Source organism: Micromonospora sp. LZ37, assembly GCF_059359015.1.
Window position 1 is genome coordinate 35,043 of sequence record NZ_JCADBL010000012.1, and the last position, 19,749, is coordinate 54,791.

General features: G+C 73.1%; 18 protein-coding genes and 1 other RNA gene. 3 read left to right on the top strand and 16 right to left on the bottom strand.

What is annotated here, in order from left to right:
* Positions 1–150 precede the first annotated feature (150 nt).
* Positions 151–804, top strand: a complete 654-nt coding sequence (locus AC5L3Z_RS22915) for a DUF2306 domain-containing protein (RefSeq protein WP_494845154.1) — start codon at positions 151–153, stop codon at positions 802–804.
* Positions 805–854: 50 nt separating this feature from the next.
* Here AC5L3Z_RS22915 and AC5L3Z_RS22920 read toward each other — a convergent pair whose 3' ends face one another.
* From AC5L3Z_RS22920 to AC5L3Z_RS22935, 4 genes are all read right to left on the bottom strand, one after another.
* Positions 855–1,301 carry a hypothetical protein gene (locus AC5L3Z_RS22920; RefSeq protein ID WP_494844929.1) on the bottom strand — a complete coding sequence of 149 codons (447 nt, stop codon included), beginning with the start codon at positions 1,299–1,301 and terminating at the stop codon, positions 855–857.
* A gap of 190 nt (positions 1,302–1,491) precedes the next feature.
* An RNA gene (gene rnpB, locus AC5L3Z_RS22925) (RNase P RNA component class A) lies at positions 1,492–1,909 on the bottom strand.
* A 104-nt stretch (positions 1,910–2,013) separates the two neighbouring features.
* A complete protein-coding gene (locus tag AC5L3Z_RS22930; protein ID WP_494844930.1) occupies positions 2,014–3,480 on the bottom strand; it encodes a hypothetical protein in 1,467 nt (488 codons plus the stop codon).
* Complete coding sequence (locus tag AC5L3Z_RS22935) at positions 3,477–3,992, bottom strand: SigE family RNA polymerase sigma factor (protein WP_494844932.1); 516 nt, start codon at positions 3,990–3,992, stop codon at positions 3,477–3,479. Before AC5L3Z_RS22935 ends, AC5L3Z_RS22930 begins: the two co-directional genes overlap by 4 nt.
* A gap of 141 nt (positions 3,993–4,133) precedes the next feature.
* Here AC5L3Z_RS22935 and AC5L3Z_RS22940 point away from each other — a divergent pair, with 141 nt between their 5' ends.
* Positions 4,134–4,895: a sulfite exporter TauE/SafE family protein gene (locus tag AC5L3Z_RS22940; protein ID WP_494844933.1), complete on the top strand. Its 762-nt coding sequence runs from the start codon at positions 4,134–4,136 to the stop codon at positions 4,893–4,895.
* 63 nt (positions 4,896–4,958) lie between these two features.
* Here AC5L3Z_RS22940 and mctP read toward each other — a convergent pair whose 3' ends face one another.
* The 7 genes from mctP to AC5L3Z_RS22975 all read right to left on the bottom strand — a co-directional run bounded on the left by mctP (position 4,959) and on the right by AC5L3Z_RS22975 (position 11,860).
* Positions 4,959–6,614 (bottom strand): monocarboxylate uptake permease MctP, encoded by a 1,656-nt coding sequence (gene mctP, locus AC5L3Z_RS22945; RefSeq protein ID WP_494844934.1) that lies wholly within the window; start codon positions 6,612–6,614, stop codon positions 4,959–4,961.
* A gap of 58 nt (positions 6,615–6,672) precedes the next feature.
* Positions 6,673–6,915, bottom strand: a complete 243-nt coding sequence (locus tag AC5L3Z_RS22950) for a DUF3311 domain-containing protein (protein ID WP_494844936.1) — start codon at positions 6,913–6,915, stop codon at positions 6,673–6,675.
* A gap of 141 nt (positions 6,916–7,056) precedes the next feature.
* Positions 7,057–8,256, bottom strand: coding sequence for a bifunctional RNase H/acid phosphatase (locus tag AC5L3Z_RS22955; protein WP_494844937.1), 1,200 nt, complete (start codon positions 8,254–8,256; stop codon positions 7,057–7,059).
* Positions 8,257–8,260: 4 nt separating this feature from the next.
* Positions 8,261–8,998 (bottom strand): zinc ribbon domain-containing protein, encoded by a 738-nt coding sequence (locus AC5L3Z_RS22960; protein ID WP_494844938.1) that lies wholly within the window; start codon positions 8,996–8,998, stop codon positions 8,261–8,263.
* Positions 8,995–9,861 (bottom strand): Nif3-like dinuclear metal center hexameric protein, encoded by an 867-nt coding sequence (locus AC5L3Z_RS22965; protein ID WP_494844939.1) that lies wholly within the window; start codon positions 9,859–9,861, stop codon positions 8,995–8,997. The genes AC5L3Z_RS22960 and AC5L3Z_RS22965 overlap by 4 nt, the downstream gene beginning before the upstream one ends.
* A gap of 174 nt (positions 9,862–10,035) precedes the next feature.
* Positions 10,036–10,614, bottom strand: coding sequence for a flavoprotein (locus AC5L3Z_RS22970; protein ID WP_334530259.1), 579 nt, complete (start codon positions 10,612–10,614; stop codon positions 10,036–10,038).
* Positions 10,615–10,630: 16 nt separating this feature from the next.
* On the bottom strand, positions 10,631–11,860 hold the full coding sequence (locus AC5L3Z_RS22975; protein WP_494844941.1) for a helix-turn-helix domain-containing protein: 1,230 nt from the start codon (positions 11,858–11,860) through the stop codon (positions 10,631–10,633).
* A 241-nt stretch (positions 11,861–12,101) separates the two neighbouring features.
* Here AC5L3Z_RS22975 and AC5L3Z_RS22980 point away from each other — a divergent pair, with 241 nt between their 5' ends.
* Positions 12,102–12,773, top strand: coding sequence for a bifunctional DNA primase/polymerase (locus AC5L3Z_RS22980; RefSeq protein WP_334530265.1), 672 nt, complete (start codon positions 12,102–12,104; stop codon positions 12,771–12,773).
* A gap of 279 nt (positions 12,774–13,052) precedes the next feature.
* Here AC5L3Z_RS22980 and AC5L3Z_RS22985 read toward each other — a convergent pair whose 3' ends face one another.
* Genes AC5L3Z_RS22985 through AC5L3Z_RS23005 form a run of 5 tightly spaced genes read right to left on the bottom strand, consistent with a single transcriptional unit; the run spans position 13,053 to position 19,318 of the window.
* Complete coding sequence (locus AC5L3Z_RS22985) at positions 13,053–13,775, bottom strand: FAD:protein FMN transferase (RefSeq protein WP_494845155.1); 723 nt, start codon at positions 13,773–13,775, stop codon at positions 13,053–13,055.
* A 47-nt stretch (positions 13,776–13,822) separates the two neighbouring features.
* Positions 13,823–14,401 carry an FMN-binding protein gene (locus AC5L3Z_RS22990; protein WP_494844942.1) on the bottom strand — a complete coding sequence of 193 codons (579 nt, stop codon included), beginning with the start codon at positions 14,399–14,401 and terminating at the stop codon, positions 13,823–13,825.
* 14 nt (positions 14,402–14,415) lie between these two features.
* Positions 14,416–15,849, bottom strand: coding sequence for a ferredoxin reductase family protein (locus AC5L3Z_RS22995; RefSeq protein ID WP_494844944.1), 1,434 nt, complete (start codon positions 15,847–15,849; stop codon positions 14,416–14,418).
* Positions 15,846–17,225, bottom strand: coding sequence for a DUF1501 domain-containing protein (locus tag AC5L3Z_RS23000; protein ID WP_494844946.1), 1,380 nt, complete (start codon positions 17,223–17,225; stop codon positions 15,846–15,848). The genes AC5L3Z_RS22995 and AC5L3Z_RS23000 overlap by 4 nt, the downstream gene beginning before the upstream one ends.
* Before the next feature lie 8 nt (positions 17,226–17,233).
* Positions 17,234–19,318: a DUF1800 domain-containing protein gene (locus AC5L3Z_RS23005; RefSeq protein ID WP_494844948.1), complete on the bottom strand. Its 2,085-nt coding sequence runs from the start codon at positions 19,316–19,318 to the stop codon at positions 17,234–17,236.
* Between the last annotated feature and the right edge of the window lie 431 nt (positions 19,319–19,749).

Below are 19,749 nucleotides of genomic sequence, written 5' to 3' on the forward strand. Positions count from 1 at the left end.
TACCCCGCTCTTGACGGTATACGGCGTACACCCTACTCTCACCAACAGGTGTACGCCGTACACCTGCCTGTTGTGTCGAAAGGGGCCGGTCTATCAATGGCCGGCATGAAGAAGGGACTCGTGGTGACCTCCTCTGCCCGACAGTGGCTGGTGCCCGTAGGACTGATCATGCTCAGCGCCGTTCCGGTGGTCGCCGGCGCCGCGCGGTTCGCGGAGCTCACCGGTGGTGCGACGGTCACGCCGGGCAACGCCCGGTTTCTCGCCTCGCCGGTACCCGTGCTGGTGCACATCGTCGGCGCCAGCGTGTACTGCCTGCTGGGCGCGTTCCAGTTCGCCGGCGGCCTCCGCCGCCGCAGACCCGGGTGGCACCGCATGGCCGGGCGGCTGCTGATCCCCCTCGGGCTCGCCGCGGCACTGTCAGGCCTCTGGATGACGCTGTTCTATCCCCGCCCTCCCAGCGACATCGAGCTCCTGACCGGCTTCCGGCTCGTATTCGGCTCGGCCATGGTCGGCTGTATCGTCCTCGGCTTCGCCGCCATCCGGCATCGCGACATAGCTGGTCACCGCGCGTGGATGGCCCGCGGCTACGCGATCGGCCTCGGGGCGGGTACTCAGGTCCTCACCCACCTGCCCTGGATCCTGCTGGCCGGTCAACCGGGTGGGCTCAGCCGGGCGCTGCTGATGCTCGCGGGCTGGGTGATCAACCTTGCCGTGGTCGAATGGGCGCTCCGTAGACGCCCCACCAAGCCAACCCGGACCGCCCGGGCAGTGTCTACTCGCGTGAGCGTTCCTGCAAACGAGTGAAGAAGAGGGCCCGGCTCCCAGAACCCCTGGCGCACCTCACCGGTCTGGTTTCATGGTCGTCGCGCGAGTGCCCGCTCCACGCCTCGGCGCATCCGTCGCGACGCACCCGGTGGGCACCCCAAGCGGCGGACCTCATGAGGTTCCAACTCCGGTCGACTGGCCAGCGCGATCGCCGCGGCATACGGCCTGGTGTCGGCCCGACGTAGCAGGACTTCGGTTTGCCGTAGGACCTTGAGCAGGACACCTCGGTCCGCCTGCGGGTGTCGAGCAACGAGCCTGAGCAGATGGTTACGGTCCCACTCGTCGAACTCGCCAGCGAGCAGTTCGGTCAGCGTTGCCGCGCTTGTGCGGATGTCCTTGGCGACGGCCAGCCGTACGAACGAGTAAGGACTACCGGCGAGAGTGCGCAGCCCGTCCTGGTCGATTCGCGGGTCCGCAACGAGGTCCAGGTAGTCCCGCGGTGTCCGAGCGCGTGGGAGCAGCGCGTCGATATCCACTACCGGCTCCCTCCCACGTCGGTGGAATCGGCCTTCGCCGCCGTCTTGTCGGCCGGACCGCAGGACCAGGGCGCCCCTGGGGCGTCGGGGCGTCTCCAGGGCGTCGATCGCCGGCCAACGACGACCACCATAGACAGCAGGGAACAGGATCAGGTCGCAGCCTTGATCGAGGCTGCGACCTGGTGGGCGACGGACGAGTCGACCTGTACGCCGGATTCTGTGCGCGGCGCGTACCCCTCGCGGGGTACCCGCCGGCGGCGGCCATCCATCTCGGCCTGCCGTTGCCGACAGGCTCTTGCGGCCTACCCGCAGACATCGGGCGGGCAACCCTCAAGCGTCTGCGCCGGGTCGTCATCTTGCGGTGACGACCCTTGCTTGGCCTTGCTCCGGGTGGGGTTTACCGAGCCACCCCGGTCACCCGGGGTGCTGGTGGGCTCTTACCCCACCGTTTCACCCTTACCGTCCCGTTACGGGCCGGCGGTCTGTTTTCTGTGGCACTGTCCCGCGGGTCACCCCGGGTTGCCGTTAGCAACCACCCTGCCCTGTGGAGTCCGGACGTTCCTCGGCGGCGGGCCGGAGCCCGCCGACGCGACCGCCCGGTCGACTCGTCCGTCGCGTACCCATCCTAACGACGCGGCAGCGCCGCCCATTTCCACCCTCGGGGCGGCCGGGAGCCGCGACGGGCAGGCCCCGTAACCTGCCCGCCCCGGGCTCACCAGGCCCAGGTGAGCGCCTCGTTGAAGACCCGTTCACCCCGCGCCGGCTCGCGCAGTGCCCCGGAGGCCATCACCTTCCCGTCGCCGTCGAGGGCGCGCAGGGTCACCTCGGCGCCGAGCGGCAGGGTCAGCAGCGCGGCGCCGTCGCGTACCACGGCGGTGGTCCGGACCTGGCCGTCCGCGACCGCCTCGACCCGTGCGGCCGCGGGACGCGGCACCACCAGCAGGCGGTCGGTGAGGGCGGCGTGGCCGTCGACCAGGGCCGGGACGCGGATCGCGGCCAGGTCGTGGGTGCGCCCCGCCAGGATCTCGAGTTGGACGGTCGTCCCGGTGGCGAGCAGCGGAATCGGCTCCCGGGACAGCTGTTCGGCGGTCGGGAGGCCGGGCCTCGTCCCGCCGGGGCCGGCGAGCGCGAGGAGCCCGCCCTCCCCGGAGCCGACCTGGAGGACCAGCGGACCGTTGCCGGGCGGGCCGACGAGTACGGCGTCGCGGTCGTCCAGTTCGCCGGCCCAGCGGAGCACGGGCGACGCGGAGCCCGGCAGGCCGCTGCCGTCCACCAGCTTCCGGTACGCGGTGTCCGCACCCCGCGCCGCCCGCCAGTCGGGGGTCGGCGAGGGGTTCGGCCGGCCGTCCGGCGGGTCGTCCTTCCCCTCCCAGCGGGTGTCGGCGGTGAAGAGCCGAGGACCGACGGGGCCGGCCTGTCGGAGCCGGCCGTCGCACTCGACCCGCCACCAGCCACGGGCCTGGCTCTGCTCGACCAGCAGGTGGTCGCCGCCGGGCGCGGGCTCCCATGGCCGCTGCACCCCGTTGGCCAGCTCGCCCGAGCGGGCGTACGAGACGGCGCAGCCGGCCGGTGCCAGCCCGAGCAGCCACCGATTCTCGTCGCCGGGCTGGCCGGATTGCATGTCCAGCACCGCGAACGGGTCCGGTGGCATGTTCCCCTCCGCGTTGCCGCGCAGCATGTCCTCGGGTGACGTGCCGGTCCGGGCCTGCAGGCTGACCAGCGCGGCGGCGGTGTCGGAGTGGTAGGCGAGGACCACCTGGCGGAAGCCGGCCGAGTCGTCCGCCCAGAGCACCTTCACCGTCGACAGCTCGGCCCCCATCAGCAGCCGGTCGTGCCCTCGCCGCGCGAGGCGGGTGAGTTCGGCCAGGAAAGCCCGGTCCTGGGCGAGGCTCCCCCGGGTCGGCGAGTTGATCAGCCGCCAGCTCCACTCCGAGTCGACCGGATGGCCGTGGAAAACGTCGCGGTCGTCGTCGCGCCGACCGTCCAGGCCCGCCGCGGTCAACGCCGCCGGCCCGGCCAGCGCCGCCGCCAGCAGCGCGGCCACCGCCGCCCCGAACCCCGCGAACCGACGCCGCCGGCGCCGCCGCGAGTGGCGCACCAGCCGGCCGTACGGGTCCTCGTCCGGCACCACGGTGGCGGCGATCCGGGCCAGCCCGGCCCGCAGCTCGTCGACGCTCATGCCCGCTCCCCCATCAGCTCGCCGGGCACCGCCCGACCGGCGACGCCCCCGCCCAGCACCCCCCGCAGCCGGGTCAGCCCCCGCGCCGCCTGGCTCTTCACCGTCCCGACCGAACAGCCCATCGCCGCCGCCACGGCGGCCTCCGGCAGGTCCTCCCAGTAGCGCAGCACCAGCACCGTGCGCATCCGGACCGGCAGCCGGTCCAGCGCCCTGAGCAGTTCGTCACGGACGACGACACCGTCGGCGGAGTCCGGACCGGCCTGGTCCGGCACCACGGCGGTGAGCAGTTCCCGCAGCCCGATCCGGCGCCAGCGGCTGGTCCGTTCGTTGACCATCGCCCGGCGTACGTACGCCATCGGCTCGTCGACTGTGTGCCAGCGCCGCATCGCCTTCAGCAGCGCCTCCTGCACGAGGTCCTGCGCGGCGTCCCGGCTGCCGGTCAACAGGTACGCCGTCCGCAGCAGATCCCCGTAGCGGACCTCGACGAACTCGCGGAAATCCGCGTCAGCCACGCGTCGACCCCCGAACCTGACCGTGCACTGTGCCGCTCCCTCCGTCGAACTCCGTCGACGGGAACGACGCGGCAGGGCCTCGAAAGGTTGAGTCCGCGCGCCCGAGCGGCGGGAAGCGGCGCGTACTAGCCTCGGGGCACCATGGATCTTTCCGACGCCGCGCTGCTGCTCGCCGCCGGTCTCGCCGCGGGCACGGTGAACGCGGTGGCCGGGGGCGGTTCGCTCATCACCTTCCCCGCGCTGATCGCGGTGGGCCTGCCGCCGGTGCCGGCGAACGTCACCAACTCGGTGTCGGTCTGCCCCGGCTACCTGGCCAGCGTGGCGGGCAGCCGGGCGGACCTGCCGCCGGCCCGGCGACTGGCCACGCTGGTGCCCACCACCGTCGTCGGAACGGTCCTCGGGTGCCTGCTGCTGCTGGCCACCCCGGCCCGGGCGTTCGAGCTGGTGGTGCCGTTCCTGGTGCTGGGCGCGACCGCGGTGCTGGCCTTCCAGGATCCGCTGCGCCGGCTGGTCGGCCATCCGCGCGACCTGTCGCCGCGCCGTCGTACCGTCTCCGTGCAGGCCATGGTCGCCGTCGGCGCGGTGTACGGCGGCTACTTCGGTGCGGCCCTCGGGGTGATGCTGGTCGCCGGGCTGGCCCTGGTGCTGGACGCGACGCTGGCCCGGGTGAGCGCGGTGAAGAACCTACTCTCGGCCGTGGTGGGGCTGACCACGGTGACGGTGTTCGCGTTGTTCGGGCCGGTGAACTGGGCGGCGGTCGCGGTGGTCGCGCCCGCCACGCTCGTCGGCGGGTACGCGGGCGCCCGGCTGGTCCGCCGCCTGCCGCCGGTGGTGCTCCGTACGCTGATCGTGGTCTTCGGCACGGTGATCGGCCTCTACCTGCTCTGGCGGGCGTTGGCCTGAGCCGCCGGCCGCCGGCGGGGCCCCTCGTGCGACGCGGGGCGTCGGACGAGGGGCCCCTGGCGGTCAGGCGACCGGCTCGCGGGCGGCGTTGGCGTCCGCCTCGGTACCCGGAGTCACCCGGGGGTCGCCCTCGTCGGCGAAGTAGTCGTCCGACGTGGTGTGGTCGACGCCCTCGGCCACCTTGCCCAGCCGCAGCAGCAACGTCACCAGCGCCGCGACGGCCAGGTTCACGAGCACGGCCACGATGCCCACGTAAATGGTCCGCGGGGTGTCGAAGCCGAACTTCTCCAGCGGGAACGCCGAACCGGCGAAGTGCTTCTTGCCGGTCGTCGGGTTGCCGATCTGGTAGAGCATCCACATGCCCATGCCCAGGCCGGCCGCCCAGCCGGCGATGAGCGCGGTGCGGTGGAACCACCGGGTGTAGAGGCCCAGCGCCACCGCCGGCAGCGTCTGGAGGATGATCACGCCGCCGATGAGCTGGAGGTCGATGGAGAACTGCGGGTCGAGGAAGACGATGCAGGCGACCGCGCCGACCTTCACCACCAGCGAGGTGATCTTCGAGACGTTCGCCTCCTGCGCCGGGCTGGCGTCCCGCTTCAGGTACTCCTTGTAGATGTTGCGGGTGAACAGGTTCGCCGCCGCGATCGACATGATCGCCGCCGGCACCAGCGCCCCGATGCCGATGGCCGCGTACGCGACGCCGGCGAACCAGTCCGGGAACTGCTGGTCGAACAGGACCGGCACCACCGTGTTGCTGTCGACGCTGCCCGGCTTCGCCCCGGGCAGCGGCTTCACGTTGGCGGCGATGGCCATGTAACCGAGCAGCGCGATCAACCCGAGCAGCAGGCTGTACGCCGGCAGGGCCGACATGTTCCGCTTGATGACGTCGCGGTTCCGGCTGGCCAGCACGCCGGTGATGCTGTGCGGGTAGAGGAAGAGCGCCAGCGCCGAACCGAACGCCAGGGTGACGTACTGGAGCTGGTTGTTGGCGTTGAGCAGGATGCCGTCGCCGGGATTCGGTGAGGCGGTGAACTTCGCGTCCGCCTTGTCGAAGATCTCCCCCCAGCCGCCCAGCTTGTACGGCAGGTACAGGACCGCCACCAGGATCACGATGTAGATCAGGGTGTCCTTGACGAAGGCGATCAGCGCCGGTGCCCGCAGCCCCGACTGGTAGGTGTAGGCGGCCAGGATCGCGAAGGCGATGATGATCGGCAGGTGCCGGGCGATCGCGTTGTCGCCGGTCACGCCCATGGTCTTGAGCACCGCCTCGATGCCGACCAGTTGCAGCGCGATGTACGGCATGGTCGCGACGATGCCGGTGATCGCGATCAGCAGCGCCAGCACCGGCGAGTCGAACCGGGCCCGGACGAAGTCGGCCGGGGTGACGAAGCCGTGCCGGTGGGAGACCGACCAGAGCCGGCAGAGCACCAGGAAGACCAACGGATAGATCACGATCGTGTACGGCACGGCGAAGAAGCCCATCGCGCCCGCGCCGAAGACCAACGCCGGCACCGCCACGAAGGTGTACGCGGTGTACAGGTCACCGCCGACCAGGAACCAGGTGATCCAGCCGCCGAAGTTGCGCCCGCCCAGGCCCCACTCGTCGAGGTGGGCCATGTCCTTCGGGGCGCGCCACCGGGCCGCGACGAAGCCCATCGCGCTGACCAGGAGGAAGAGGAACGTGAAGACGATGATCTCGGTCAGATGATCACGCCACATCACTGCGCCTCCTTCGCTCGCGACTGCGGGGCTCGCAGGCCCGGCTCACTCCTCGCGCTCACCGGACACCCCGCTTCTTCGTCATCTGGTACACGAGCGTCGTCGTGGCCACGCCGAGCAGGATGTAGGCCAGTTGCAGCCAGTAGAAGCGCGGGAAGCCCAGGATCCGGGGCGAGTCGGCGTTGAAGAACGCCGGGATCAGCGGCACCACGATGGGGATGAAAAGCAACCAGTTCCAGGGACTGTGGTCCTTCGCCCTGGATGACGCCGTTGCCGGCGCCTCCGGTTCGGGTGCGGTCATCTGACACACCTCCGGGAGAGTCGTAGCTGCCATGTGACGGCCGGAGGCTACGACCCTGTGAGCGCAGTCACGTTCTACCGGTGGATCATCCTGCGCCGAACGGCCGCCCACCTGCGCCGAGCGGCGCGGCGGGCGGTCCGGTCAGCGGGCGGAGAGGTGCGCGGTGTCGTTGACCGAGCGGACCGCGACGCCGCCGTCGGGCCACATGTCCAGCACCGAGATGCCGGCCGCGTCCAGGTAGAGCCGGTGCAGGAAGGCGTCGCCGGCCGCCAGCGCGTCCCGCAACGCCAGCTTGATCGGCGAGACGTGCGAGACCACCACCACGGTCTCCCCGGGGTACGCCTCGAGCAGCGCCGCCACCGCCCGGTCGACCCGCTCGGCGACGGTGACGAACGACTCGCCGCCGGGCGGCGCGATCCGCGTCGAGGCGAGCCAGGCGTCCAGCTCGCCCGGCCAACCCTCGCGCACCTCGGCGAAGGTCCGGCCGTCCCAGTCGCCGAAGTCGCACTCGATCCAGTCGTCGTGCCGGCGTACCGGGACGTCGCCGAGCGCCCCGGCGATCGCCTCGGCGGTCGCCGTACACCTCGACAGCGGGGAACTGAGCACGGCCGCCACGGACGGGGCCAGCTCGGCCACCCGCGCGGCGGTGGCCCGGGCCTGGGCCCGGCCGTGCTCGGAGAGGGGCACGTCGGCGCGGCCGGCGTAGCGGTGCTGGACGGTCCACTCGGTCTCACCGTGCCGGACCAGGATCAGCCGGGTCGCGGTGAAGCTGGGCCGCGGCTCCCAGGAGGGCTTCGTGGTCGCCGGATCGGTGGCGGCGGTACGGGTGGCGGCGCGGGCGGCCACCTCCCGGGCCGCCGCGCGGGCCGCCGAGTCCGGGGCGGCCACCTCACGCGGCGGCTCCACGGCGACCGGCCGGGCCGGCTTCCCGGCGGCGGCGTCCATCGCCGCGTTGGCGAGCGCGTCGGCGTGCTTGTTGCGTTCCCGGGGGATCCAGCTGAACCGGACGGTGTCGAAGCGGTCCACCAGGGCGGCGGCCCGAGCCGCGAGCGGACGCAGCCCCGGGTGCTTGATCTGCCACCGGCCGGACATCTGCTCGACCACCAGCTTGGAGTCCATCCGGGCCTCGACCTCGGCGGCGCCCAGCTCGGCGGCGGCCTCCAGACCGGCAATCAGCCCCCGGTACTCGGCGACGTTGTTGGTGGTCGACCCGATCGCCTCGGAGCGCTCCAGCAGCACCTCGCCGGAGTCCGGGTCCCGGACCACCGCGCCGTAGCCGGCCGGCCCCGGGTTGCCCCGGGACCCGCCGTCGGCCTCGACGACGACCGCGCGCACCGCCACCGGACTACAGACCCGACTCGTTGGTGCGGACCATGATCCGCCGGCACTCCTCGCAGCGGACCACCTCGTCCGGGGCCGCCTTGCGGATCCGGGCCATGTCCGCGCCGGAGAGCTCCAGCCGGCACCCGCCGCAGCGGCCACCGGCGAGCAGGGCGGCGCCCAGCCCGGTGTCCTCGCGGATCTTCTCGTAGAGGGTGACCAGGTCGTCGGGGAGGTCGGCGGCGAGGGGCTTGCGGGCCGCCTTCTTGAACTCCTCCTCCTTGGCGATCCCGGCCAGGCTCTCGTCGCGGCGCTGCTCGGTCGCGGCCCGCCGCTCGCGCGCCTCGGCCATCCGGGCCTCGATCCCGTCGAGCACCCCCTGCGCCGTCTCGCGCTGCTCCATCAGCTCCAGCTCGGCGTCCTCCAGGTCGCCCTGCCGACGGTTGAGCGAGACCAGCTCGTGCTGGAGCGCCTCCAGCTCACGGGCCGGACCGCTGCCGGCGGCGAGCCGGACCTCGTCCTTGTCCTTGCGGGCGCGGACCTGGTCGATGTCCTTCTCCAGCCGGGCGATGTCCCGGTCCAGGTCGTCGACGGCGACCTGGGCGCGGACCCGCTGGTCCTCCAGCGCGGACAGCTCACGGGCCAGCCCTTCCAGCTCGGCCCGCTCGGGCAGGGCCCGACGGCGGTGGGCGAGCTGGGCGAGGGCGGTGTCGATGGCCTGCAGGTCGAGCAGGCGGCGCTGGACCTGGGGTTCAGCCTTCACAGTCGGGGCTCCTTGTCGTCCAGTGCGGGTGCGGCGGCATGCACGGTCCACGGATCGGTGTCCAGGTCGGACACCACGGTCTCGACGCCGAGGCCGGCCCGGAGGTGGGCGGCCAGGTCGTCCAGCCAGGGTCGTTCGGTCGCCCAGTGGGCGGCGTCCAGCAGGGCGGGCCCCCCGGCGGCCAGGTGCTCGCCGGCCGGGTGGTGCCGCAGGTCGGCGGTGAGGAAGGCGTCCACCCCGGCGGCGGTCGCTTCGGCCAGGAAGGCGTCGCCGGAGCCGCCGCTGACCGCGAGGGTACGCACGATACGCGCGGGATCACCCGCGGCGCGAACTCCCCAGGCCGTGGCGGGCAGCACGGTGGCGGCGAGCCGGGTCAGCTCGGCCAGGCTCATCGGGGCGGGCAGCTCGCCGATCCGGCCGATGCCGCGGCCCGGGCCGTCGGCCGGGGAGCCCGGCGCCGGTCGGTGCAGCGGACGCAGCCCGGTCAACCCGAACCGGGCGGCGAGCGCGTCGGAGACGCCCGGGTCCGCCATGTCGGCGTTGGTGTGCGCCACGTACAGGGCGACGCCGGCCCGGATCAGGTCGTGCACGATCCGCCCCTTGTACGTGGTCGGGGCGACCGAGGAGACCCCGCGCAGCAGCAGCGGATGGTGCGCGACGATCATGTCGGCGTCGGCGGCGAGCGCCTCGGCGACCGTCTCGGGGACCACGTCGACCACGCAGGCGACCCGGCGTACGCCGGCCGTGGGCTCGCCCAGCACCAGCCCCACCCGGTCCCACTCCTCGGCCCAGGCCGGCGGGTAACGCCGCTCCAGCTCGGCCACCACGTCGGCGACGGTCGGTGGGGCTGCGGTTGTGCTCACGGCCGGTCAGCTTACCGGCGCGCAGGGGTCGCCCGGGCCTCGCCCGCCGCCCGTGTCCCCCGGCCCGAGCCCGGGCCGGCCCCGGCGTGGTCCACACCGTTTGCGCCGTGTTGCGGTGTGCGGGTGCCCGGACACCGCGACACGCCGCAAACGGGGGGCGATGGACAAGGCTCGTCAGGCGGCCGAGGTGACGCGGGCGCGGTCACGCAGGGCGGCGATCCCCACCTCCCACGGGAACGCCTGGAGGTGCCGCTCCCCCGTGCCCGGCGCGTGCAGGGGGAAGACGTGGTCGCCGAAGAGCACCGTGGTGCCCCACTCGCGCAACCGGGCCAGGCCGGCCCGGAAGGCCGGGTGGGCGGCCATCGCGGCGTTGGTGAACGGCACCGCCACCACCGGCAGCCCCATGCCCTGCCCCTCGACCAGCAGGCCCAGCGCGAGGGTGTCGGTGATCCCTGCCGCCCACTTGTTGACCGTGTTGACCGTCGCCGGACAGACGATCATGGCGTCGGCCGGGGGCAGCAGGTCGGGGTCGCCCACGTTCTTGTAGTGGGTGCGTACCGGGTGACCGGTCTGCCGGGCCAGCGCCGCCCGGTCGACGAACTTCGCCCCGTCGGGCGTGGTCACCAGGCAGACCTCCCAGCCGTCCTGCTGGGCCAGCTCGACCAGGCGACCGACGTGGCGGGCCAGCGGCGAACCGCAGGCGATGACGTAGAGCACCTCGCGGGGCTCGCTGCTCGGGTGCGGGCCGCTCATCCGGCCGGCACCGTTCTCATACTCCGACTCCCATGTGCTCAGCCAACTCCGCTATCGGCGGAGGCGGCGCACCCCGTGTGCGACGCAGCACGTCCGACATCACCTCGTGGGCGATCGGCCGACAGCGGATCTCGGACGGGGCCAGCCGGTCGCCGCGCAGCAGCATCTCCCCCGCGTTGGCCACGTCGCCGAGCTGGGCGTAGCCACGGGCGACGTCGAGCAGGTGGTGCGCCCGCCGCTCGGGCAGCAGGGCGTTGAACGCCGGCTCCTGGATCCGCTGCTGGTGGATCTCCACCGCCCGGCCGCCGTCGCCCAGCTCGACCGCGGCGGCGGCCCGGTGCAGCTCCAGGTTGGTCGGGCCGAACGAGGTCCAGTAGTGGTTCTGGTCCCCACCGAGCAGGTTGGCCGCCTCCTCCGCGCCGTTGAGCAGGTCGTCGACCGTCGCGCAGTCGCCGATCCGGGCGGCGGCCATCGCGCCCTGGAGCAGCAGCATCCCGTACACGGAGAGCCGTCCCGGGGAGGCGTCGTTGCCACCGCCGGGGGCGAGTCGGTTGGCGATGGTGACGTTCAGCTCCAGCGCCGGACGGGCCCGACCCATGGCGACCAGGGCGTTGCAGACCCGGGTGGTGGCGATCCCGGCCAGCAGTTGGTCGTCGGCGCGCTGGGCGACGGCCATCGACCGGTCGGCGGCGAGCCAGGCCAGGTCGCACTCGCCGAGCTTGCGCAGCACCGACGAGGCGATCTGGTAGACCTGCCCGAGCAGGTGCGCGGCCTCCTGGGCCTGGTCGCCGCGGTAGCCGGCGTCGGCGGCCTGCGCGTCGCGCAGCAGCTTCGGCAGCGCGCGAGTCAGCATGCCGTAGCGGCCGTACTGGTAGGTGAGCCAGGCGTGGTTGACCGCCTTGCGCATGTCGGCCAGGGGCGGCGGGAACGGCGCGGCGTCGAAGTACGCGCTCATCGAGTCGTACCGCTCCAGGGCGGCCCGGATCTCCTGCACCTCGATCTGGTCGATGCAGTTCAGCGCGTCGGTCCGCCGCTCCGGGTCCTTGCCGAGCAGCAGCTGCACGTCGACCTGGAGGATGTCGGCGATCTCGTAGAGCACGGAGAACTTGTCCAGCCGGCGCACCCCGCGCTCGACCTTGTCCACCCAGCTCTTCGACTTGCCGAGCCGGTCGGCGAAGACCTGTTGCGACATCTTGCGCCGCCCGCGCCAGTACGCCACTCGCCGGCCTATCGGAAGCTCGTCCATCTCCCTGTCCCTCCCCCTGGTGTCCGCCCGGCCGGTGTCCGGAGGCTCCCCCGCGGGATCCGTCCGTCCCAGGTTTTCGCTGGTCGCACAGGTTGTACGTCAGCCGTACAGCCAGTCCTCGTAGTTTTCGTGCAAGTTGCACGAGCCTTTCGTCAGCTCAACGATCGCGGGTTACGGCAGTGACGGTGCTCGACATGTGACCTGGCGGGACATCCCGTCACGGCGAGGGGAGATCACGGACATGTGGGGCAACGTCGGACCGCGGGTCGCCCAGCTGTCACCGATCGAGCGGGTCCGGCTGCGCCGGATCGCCGTGCGGTACGCCGTACACGGCTGGGCCGTGACCCCCGGCGCCTGCCTGGCCCGCAGCCGCTTCGTCTGCGGTCGCGCCGGCTGCCCCACCGTCGGCTGCCACCCGGCGCTGGAGGACTGGGAACACGGGGCGAGCGCCGACCCGGCCCGGGTCGCTACCTGGTGGCGCAGCCGACCGCACGGGGTGCTGCTGCCCACCGGGCGGGCCTTCGACGTGCTGGAGGTGCCGGCGCACCTGGGCCGGCACGTGCTCGACGCGCTCCCCACCCACCCGGCCGGTCCGGGCGTACGCGGCCCGGTGCTGGTCACCCCGACCGGGCGGTGGATGTTCCTGGTCCGCACCGGTGACCCGCTCCGACCCGAGCTGGAGCACTGCTTCCACGTGGTGCACCACGGACCCGGGTCGTGGATCCCGGCGCCGCCGACCCGGCTGCCGGAGGGCCCGGTGCGGTGGGCGGTCGCCCCCGAGCAGGCCCGCTGGCAGCTGCCCGACTCGTACCTGGTGCAGAACGCCCTGATCGACGCGCTGCGGGCGAGCGGCGTGACCCTCACCCCGGAGCTGCTTCCCGGCCAGCTCCCGCTGCCCCGCCGGGGCCACTGAGTCGGCACGGGTCGACCATCGGGCAGCGTCCCGGGCGGCGCCGGACTCGTTGCACCGGGTGAGGGCGCGGTCGCGCCGGGAACGGGGGTACGTGATGTCCACGGACGACGCGGCACGGCACGCCGAAGGCGCCGAGCCACCACCGCACCACGGGCGCGCGCGCCGCTGGTCGGGCACCCGCCCGGGCGGCTCCCGCCCCGGCCGGTCCCGCCCGACCGGCTCCCGCCCCACCGGCACCCGCCGCCCCGCCCGCTGACCACGCCCGGCACCGCACCGGGGTCAGGTGGTCAGGGGGAGCTTGGTGGAGTGCAGGAGGCGGCGGTCGTCGGTGACGACGGCGTGCAGGTGGTCGGGGAGACGGTCGAGCCAGCCGATGCCGGCCGCGCCCATCGCCACCGCCGCGGTGGCGTACGCGTCGGCGACGCCGAGGTCCGCGCCGAGCACGGTGACCGAGCGCAGGCCCCGGGCCGGCTCGCCCCGGCGCGGGTCGATCACGTGGTGGCCCCGCTCGTAGACGCCCGAGGTGGCGACCGCCAGGTCGGTGCCGGTGAGCACCAGGCAGGTGGCCGCCGGGTCCCAGGGGTGTCGCACGCCGATCCGCCACGGCCGCCCGGCCGACGAACGGCCCCGGACCCGGATGTCGCCGCCGGCGTTGAGGCAGTGGTTCACCGCGCCCGCGGCGACCAACCGGTCCGAGGCGACCTGCGCCGACCACCCCTTGACGTACCCGGACGGGTCCAGCCGGCCGGTGGCGTACGCGTCGAAGAAGCCGTCGGTGGCGCCCCACAGGTCGGCGCAGCGCTCCAGCACCGCCCGCAGGTCGGCCGACGCCTCGGCGAGCGCCAGCTCGCCCCGGTCCAGCCGGCACACCTCGCTGTCGTCGCGGTACGTGCTGAACCGGGCGTCCACCTCGCGCAGCCAGTCGAAGGTCTCCTCGGCCAGCTCGTGCAGGGTCGCGGCGGGCAGGTCGTCGGCCAGGTCGAGGCTGATCGCCGTACCCATGATCTGCTCGACCCGGCGCAGGCCGGGCCGGGTCGCCGCCGGCACGGTCAGAACGCCCGGTCGATGGCGCCCTGCAACGACCGCTGGTACGCGTTGCTGGTCGCGGTGGCGGTGGCGACCGTGTCCAGGTTGGCGCTCTGGAGATCGACCACGTCGCCCTGGGTCCCGCTGTAGGCGGCATTCACCTTGCTGCTGCGCTGGGCGGACTGGCCGCCCTCCGGCAGGTAGCCGACCGCGTCGACGATCTTGTTGCCGGTGACGGTGATCTGCACGGTCGCCGTGCCGTACTCGTAGGAGATCTCCGGGCCGAAGACCGTGTGGGTGGTGCTCTTCGGCGGCGCGGCCCGGGTGGTGCGCGGCGCGGCCGTGGTGCTCCGCGGCGCGGCGGTGGTGCTGCGGGTGCCGGACGGGGTGCGGCCGGCGGTCGGCTTCGCCGACGGGGCGGCCCCGCGCGCGGCGGCGGTCGGGCTGGGCGCCGCGCCCCGGGCCGGCTCGCCCGGGGTGGCCGGCGCCTGGGCGACGGGGACGTCCTGGGCGGCCTGGCCGGCGCCGGGTGCGCCCTTGAGCACCACCAGCACGGTGGTGCTGGCGGCGAGACCGGTGACCGCGAGGAGCGCGCGACGCATCAGGTGGTGCCTTCCTACAGCTCGAAGGGGGCCAGGTGGATCTGCCGGCGGGGCACGCCGGCGGCGCGCAGCACCCGCACCGACTCCGCCACCAGCCCGGACGGGCCGCACAGGTAGACGTCGCGGCGGGCCAGGTCCGGCACCAGCCCGCGCAGCCCCTCTGGGCTCATCACCTGGCGGGGGCCGGGGTCGTCGCGGCGGCCGACGACGTACCAGACGGAGGTGTGCCGGGCCTGCGCCAGCCAGTCCAGCTCGTGGTGCAGCAGCACGTCGGCCGGGGTACGGGCGCGGTAGATCAGCGCGGCGCCGGGCGGCAGCTCCTCCAGCATCGCCCGCAGCGGGGCGATGCCGCTGCCCCCGGCGATCAGGAGGGCCCGCTCCCGGGTGCGGTGTGCGGCGGTGAAGGTGCCCGACGGGCCCTCCGCCCAGACCCGGGTGCCGGCGTCGAGGTCGCGCAGGTCGGCGGTGTGCCCGCCGACCACCTTGACGGTCAGCCGCAGCCAGCGGCCGTTGGCGGCGGCGGAGAGCGAGAACGGGTGCGACTGCCACCAGCAGCCCGGGGTGAGGAAGCGCCAGCGGAAGTACTGCCCGCCGAGCATGTCCAGCTGGTTGAGGCGCCGACCGGTCAGGTAGATGGAGACGGTGTCGGGGCTCTCCGCCACCACGTCGGCGACCCGCAGCCGGTGCCGCAGGTTCAGCCGCAGCGGAGCGACCACCCGACCCCAGACCAGGGCGGCGACCACCAGCAGGTACGCGGTGATCCAGCCGGTGCGCACCGGTCCCGGGGAGTAGAGCTGGGCGCCGTTGCTGAACTGGTGGGCGTAGCCCAGCAGCAGGGCGAGATAGCTGGTCAGGTGCAGGTGGTACCAGAGCTCGTAGGGCATCGCCCGGCGGATCGCCCGGATACCGGTGAAGCCGACCGCCACCATGATGCCGGCCGCGACGAACGCGGAGACCATGTCCTCGTAGTCGCGCAGCAGCGCGCCGACCTGGCCGGGGACCGAGTTGCCCTCCACCTTCGCGTAGCCGACGGTGAGCAGCGACAGGTGCGCCAGCACCGCGACCAGCAGGGTGGCGCCGACGTCCCGGTGCAGTTTGGAGATCCGCTCGCCGCCGAGCGTGCGTTCCAGCACGCCGAGGCGGCTCATCATCAGCACCTGGACCAGCAGCAGGTAGCCGGCGACCAGGCCGGTGATCCGGCCGCCCGCGGTGAGCACGTCGGCGGTGCCGGCCAGCGAGCCGGCCGGGGTGTCCCGCCACCAGGGCAGCACGGCGGCCACCAGGCCGAGCCAGAAGAGCGCCGCCAGGGCCCGCCGCCCGCCCGGCCCGCGGCGTGGCAGCGCCGGGGGCAGAGGCGGGGGCGGGGGTACGGGGGCAGCCGATCGGCCGCCGTACGGGAGCTCGCTCCCGCTACGACGGCCGGCGGCGTGGAGGTCCTGGTACGTCACGCGTAGAGCTTCATGGGGGTGTACTTCTGCCTCGGGAAGATCTTGTCCACCTCCGCGTTGGTCAGGCCGAACCGGCCCTGCGCCACGGCTCCGTAGACGTTGAACATGTTGTTGTACTCGGGTACGTCGCCGGAGTCCAGATCGTTCAACCCGTTCCAGTTACCGAGCAGCGACCCGGCGAGCTTGCGGCCGGACAGGATGGTGACCACCCCGCCGTGGCCGTGGTCGGTGCCGCCGCCGTTGGAGGCGACCCGGCGTCCGAACTCGCTGGACACCATGATCGTCACGTCGGCGGCCTTGTCGCCCAGGTCGGTGAAGAACGCGGCCATCGCGCTCGCCAGCTCGTTCAGCCGCTGGTGCAGCTGGCCGCCCTCCCGGGTGCCCTGGTTCTCGTGGGTGTCGTAACCACCCATGCCCACCGTGGCGACCCGGACGTTCGCCCCGCCCTTGATCAGCTGGGCGAGCTGCTGGAACGCGCCGCCGACGCCCTCGTACCGGACGCCCTCGGCCGGCTGGTACGGCTTGGCGGCGAGCCGCTGCGCGGTCGCCAGCGCGCCCATGCCGTCGAGCACCGCCTCCTCCACCGGGTGGTTGATCCCGGTGAACAGGCCACGGATGGCCTTCTCGGTGGCCGCCCGGTACTTGTCGTCGCCGTTGAGCCGCAGCGAGCCGACGCTGTTGAGCGAGATCGCGCCGTTGTTGCCCACCAGCGACCGGGGCAGTGTGCTGCCGATGCCGACGCTGCGGAACGCGGTGCCCTTGCCGAGCGTGTCGACCAGGCCGTCCAGCCAGCCCCGGCCGCCGGTCTCGCTGGGCAGGCCGCCCAGGTTGCAGGCGTCCGCCGCCTGGAAGTGGCTGCGGGACAGCCGCTCGTCGGAGACCGCCGGGATGAAGCCGAGCTGACCGGCCTTGAGCCACTGCTCCAGCGGCTTGAACGCGCTGGTCAGCTTGAAGCCGCGGCCCACGGCCAGCGAGTCGTCACCGAGCAGCAGGTCGGGCCGGGCCTTGCCGAGCACCGGGTCGTCGGCCGGGGCGACCACGCTCAGACCGTCCAGCCCGCCGTAGAGGAAGACGTGGATCAGCGTGCCGGTCTTGGTCGCCGCGAACGACGCCGAGGTGGTGACGAACTGGGCGGTCGCCAGCGCGGTGGCGGTGGCGGCGGCGCCGGCGACGAAGGTCCGCCGGGTCACGCCGCGACCGTCCTGCTGGGCCTCCTCCAGGTCCTCCAACCGGCGGTAGCGGTCCCGCTCGGCGGCGTTCTCGGCGGCGACGACGTCCGCCTCCGCGCGCAGCAGCGCCTCGGCCGGGTTGTCGGCCAGCCGCCGCAGGTCGGGGCATTCGGGGTGCAGGGGGAACGTGTGCACAGTCTTCTCCATCGGGTGCCTCACCGGAGGTGGTGCTGGGGGGAAGCGAGGATCGCCCGCGCGACGGCGGTGATGGCCCCGTTGAACGTGGCGTCGACCTTCGCGGTCGCCGGCACACCGGCGACGCCGAGGATCAGGCTCTTCTCCTTGGCGCTGAGCTTCTGGTGCACCAACCGCTGGGCCAGCGCGTCCACGTACGCCCCGGCGGTCGCCGGCGGCTTCGCCACCAGCTTCTCCGGCTTGGTGAACGTGAACTGGGTGCGGTAGCCGGCGACCAGTTCCCCGGCCTCGTTCCAGCCGTTGACCATCGTGCCGGCGGAGGTCCAGGCGACGTAGACGTCCGGGTAGCCGTCCGGGGTGGGCTGACCCAGCGGGTACTGGCCCAGCTCGCGCAGCTTGTCCTGGATCTGCCGCAGCCCCTGGGCGAACGCGGTGCGCCGGCTGTCGCCCGGCTTGAACCCCGGCGCCGCCTCGGGCGAGACGCCGAGGGTCCGGTAGGTGGCGACCAGGTACTCCATCGGCCGGCGCACCTTCTGCCCCACCGACGCCCAGAACTCCGAGGAGCTGAAGAGCGTCATCAGCAGCGGCTTCACCATGCCCTTGTTGATGGTGTACGTCTTGGCCAGCCGGTCCACCAGGGACTTCGGCGGGGTGTCGGAGACGAACCGGGTGGCCAGGCTGCGCGCCACGTACTGGGCGGTCGACGGGTGCAGCGCGATGTAGGTGAGGTACGCGTCGATGACCTGGTCGGCGGTCTTCGGGTCGGCGGAGTTGTTGGGGTGGCTGAACCCGAGGATCTTCACCTTGCCCAGGTAGTGCCGGTCCGGGCGGAAGACGTACTCCCCGTCGTTGACGCTGCGGCCGGTCTGCAGCAGGGCCGCCTGCCGGACGTCCTTCTCGGTGTAGCCGCCGTCGACGCCGACCGAGTAGAGCTCCAGGTTCTCCCGGGCGAGGTTCTCGTTGACCGCCTTCGCGCTGGAGTCGACCTGGTTCAGGTAGAGCAGCAGCGCGGGATGCTTGTTCGCGGCCACCAGCATGTCCGGGTAGCTGCCCAGGGCGTGCTTGCGGATGACGTCGCGGTCGAAGGAGTTGCGGTACACCTCACCGCCGTCGAAGTCGCCGGCGACGTGCAGGAAGTCGTTCCAGAAGTCGACCATGACCTCGAAGAGCTGCCGCTCCGACCAGATCTGCCGGGCGAGGGTGGCGTCCACCATCTCCCGCTCCGGCTGCGCGCCCCGCTCGTTGAGCTGGTCGCGCTGGTCGCGCAGCTGGCGGGTGCTCAACTTGAGGGTGGGCAGGTCGGCCAGCTTCAGCTCGGCCCGGCTGGGGGCGATCTTCTCCGGGTCCAGCTGCGCGCGGAGCCAGCCGTCGATGCCCATCCGCTTGATGTCGGCGAGCACCTTGGGCGTGGCGCCGAAGGTGGCCCGGCTGGCGAGGTGCCGGATCGGGTCCTTCGCGAGGACCGTCTTCACCGTCACCGGGGTCTCCGCGGCGGCGGCGGCCGGGCCGGAGAAGGTGCGGCCACCGGCGGGGGCGTTCTTCTTCAGCGCCGCGCCGGCTCGGGAGCCCATGTAGCTCTCGTTCTGCTCGGTGTAGGTGCGCACCGTGCTCGGCTGCTGGCCGCTGGGACGCGCGGCGGTGCCGTCGGTGACGGTGGTGCCGGTGGCGTCACCGGCGATCCGCGCCTCGTCGCCGACGAACAGGCCACGGACCTGGGGGCTCATCCCCAGCGCGACGCCGCCGGCGACCACGGCGGCGGTGCCGCCGAGCGCGACGAGGGCACGCCGCCGGCCCACCTGGTCACCACCACGGTCGCCGTTGTCGTCCAGGTTGGGCAGTCCGGTGCCGGCGGGCTGCTGGAACGACTGCCGGCCGAGCCCCTGCGGGCCGACCCACTGCGGTCCGCGGGCGGGCGGCGGGGCGGGATGTCCGGCGTGGACGTACTCGGCGTGCGGGGCGCTCTGGCCGCCGTAGGGGTGGGCGGTCTGGTAGCCGTACGGCGTGGGGCCGGGCGCGTCGCGGTACCCGTCCGCGGTGGGGTGCTGTCGCCCGTCCCAGCCGCGGTCGTCCCGCGCTCGGCGTGGTGGCACATTCTGGTCGGCCATGTACCAATCCCGTTTTCTTCAAGGCGCCGACACGCTGCGACCGGGGCGGGGCGGAGGGTGCGGCGACTGTTGCCTGAGGAGTTGCTACGGGAAAGTAGCCAAGGGGTTGGACGCCTTCAAGGCGCTCGATCGCCCGCCAGGACCGCACTTAAGCCAGTACTCAGCACGCAGCGCCGTGGGTGGATTTCGGCCGGGCCGGGCCCGGACGTCCGGAGCAGGCACGACACGTACGCCGACGGCCCGGACGTAACGTTTCGCCCCCACGCGGCGCTGATGGCGCCGTTCACGGGCACAGGCAAACTTAAGGATCGGATAAGCCTGCGCTGAGGTCGCCGCGAGGTCCGGGGGCGGGTAGCGGCAGGCGGCAAAGTAGCAGCGACGCGAGGGCGTGAGCCGCCGCCGCAGCGGGTAAGCCGCCGGACCGCTGAAGC

What these genes read in the sequence shown, in the direction of transcription:
- AC5L3Z_RS22930 (WP_494844930.1), bottom strand. Translation starts at nt 3,480, where the DNA reads ATGAGCGTCGACGAGCTGCGGGCCGGGCTGGCCCGGATCGCCGCCACC.
- AC5L3Z_RS22940 (WP_494844933.1), top strand. Translation starts at nt 4,134, where the DNA reads ATGGATCTTTCCGACGCCGCGCTGCTGCTCGCCGCCGGTCTCGCCGCG.
- mctP (WP_494844934.1), bottom strand. Translation starts at nt 6,614, where the DNA reads ATGTGGCGTGATCATCTGACCGAGATCATCGTCTTCACGTTCCTCTTC.
- AC5L3Z_RS22950 (WP_494844936.1), bottom strand. Translation starts at nt 6,915, where the DNA reads ATGACCGCACCCGAACCGGAGGCGCCGGCAACGGCGTCATCCAGGGCG.
- AC5L3Z_RS22970 (WP_334530259.1), bottom strand. Translation starts at nt 10,614, where the DNA reads ATGAGCGGCCCGCACCCGAGCAGCGAGCCCCGCGAGGTGCTCTACGTC.
- AC5L3Z_RS22975 (WP_494844941.1), bottom strand. Translation starts at nt 11,860, where the DNA reads ATGGACGAGCTTCCGATAGGCCGGCGAGTGGCGTACTGGCGCGGGCGG.
- AC5L3Z_RS22980 (WP_334530265.1), top strand. Translation starts at nt 12,102, where the DNA reads ATGTGGGGCAACGTCGGACCGCGGGTCGCCCAGCTGTCACCGATCGAG.
- AC5L3Z_RS22985 (WP_494845155.1), bottom strand. Translation starts at nt 13,775, where the DNA reads ATGGGTACGGCGATCAGCCTCGACCTGGCCGACGACCTGCCCGCCGCG.
- AC5L3Z_RS22990 (WP_494844942.1), bottom strand. Translation starts at nt 14,401, where the DNA reads ATGCGTCGCGCGCTCCTCGCGGTCACCGGTCTCGCCGCCAGCACCACC.
- AC5L3Z_RS23000 (WP_494844946.1), bottom strand. Translation starts at nt 17,225, where the DNA reads ATGGAGAAGACTGTGCACACGTTCCCCCTGCACCCCGAATGCCCCGAC.
- AC5L3Z_RS23005 (WP_494844948.1), bottom strand. Translation starts at nt 19,318, where the DNA reads ATGGCCGACCAGAATGTGCCACCACGCCGAGCGCGGGACGACCGCGGC.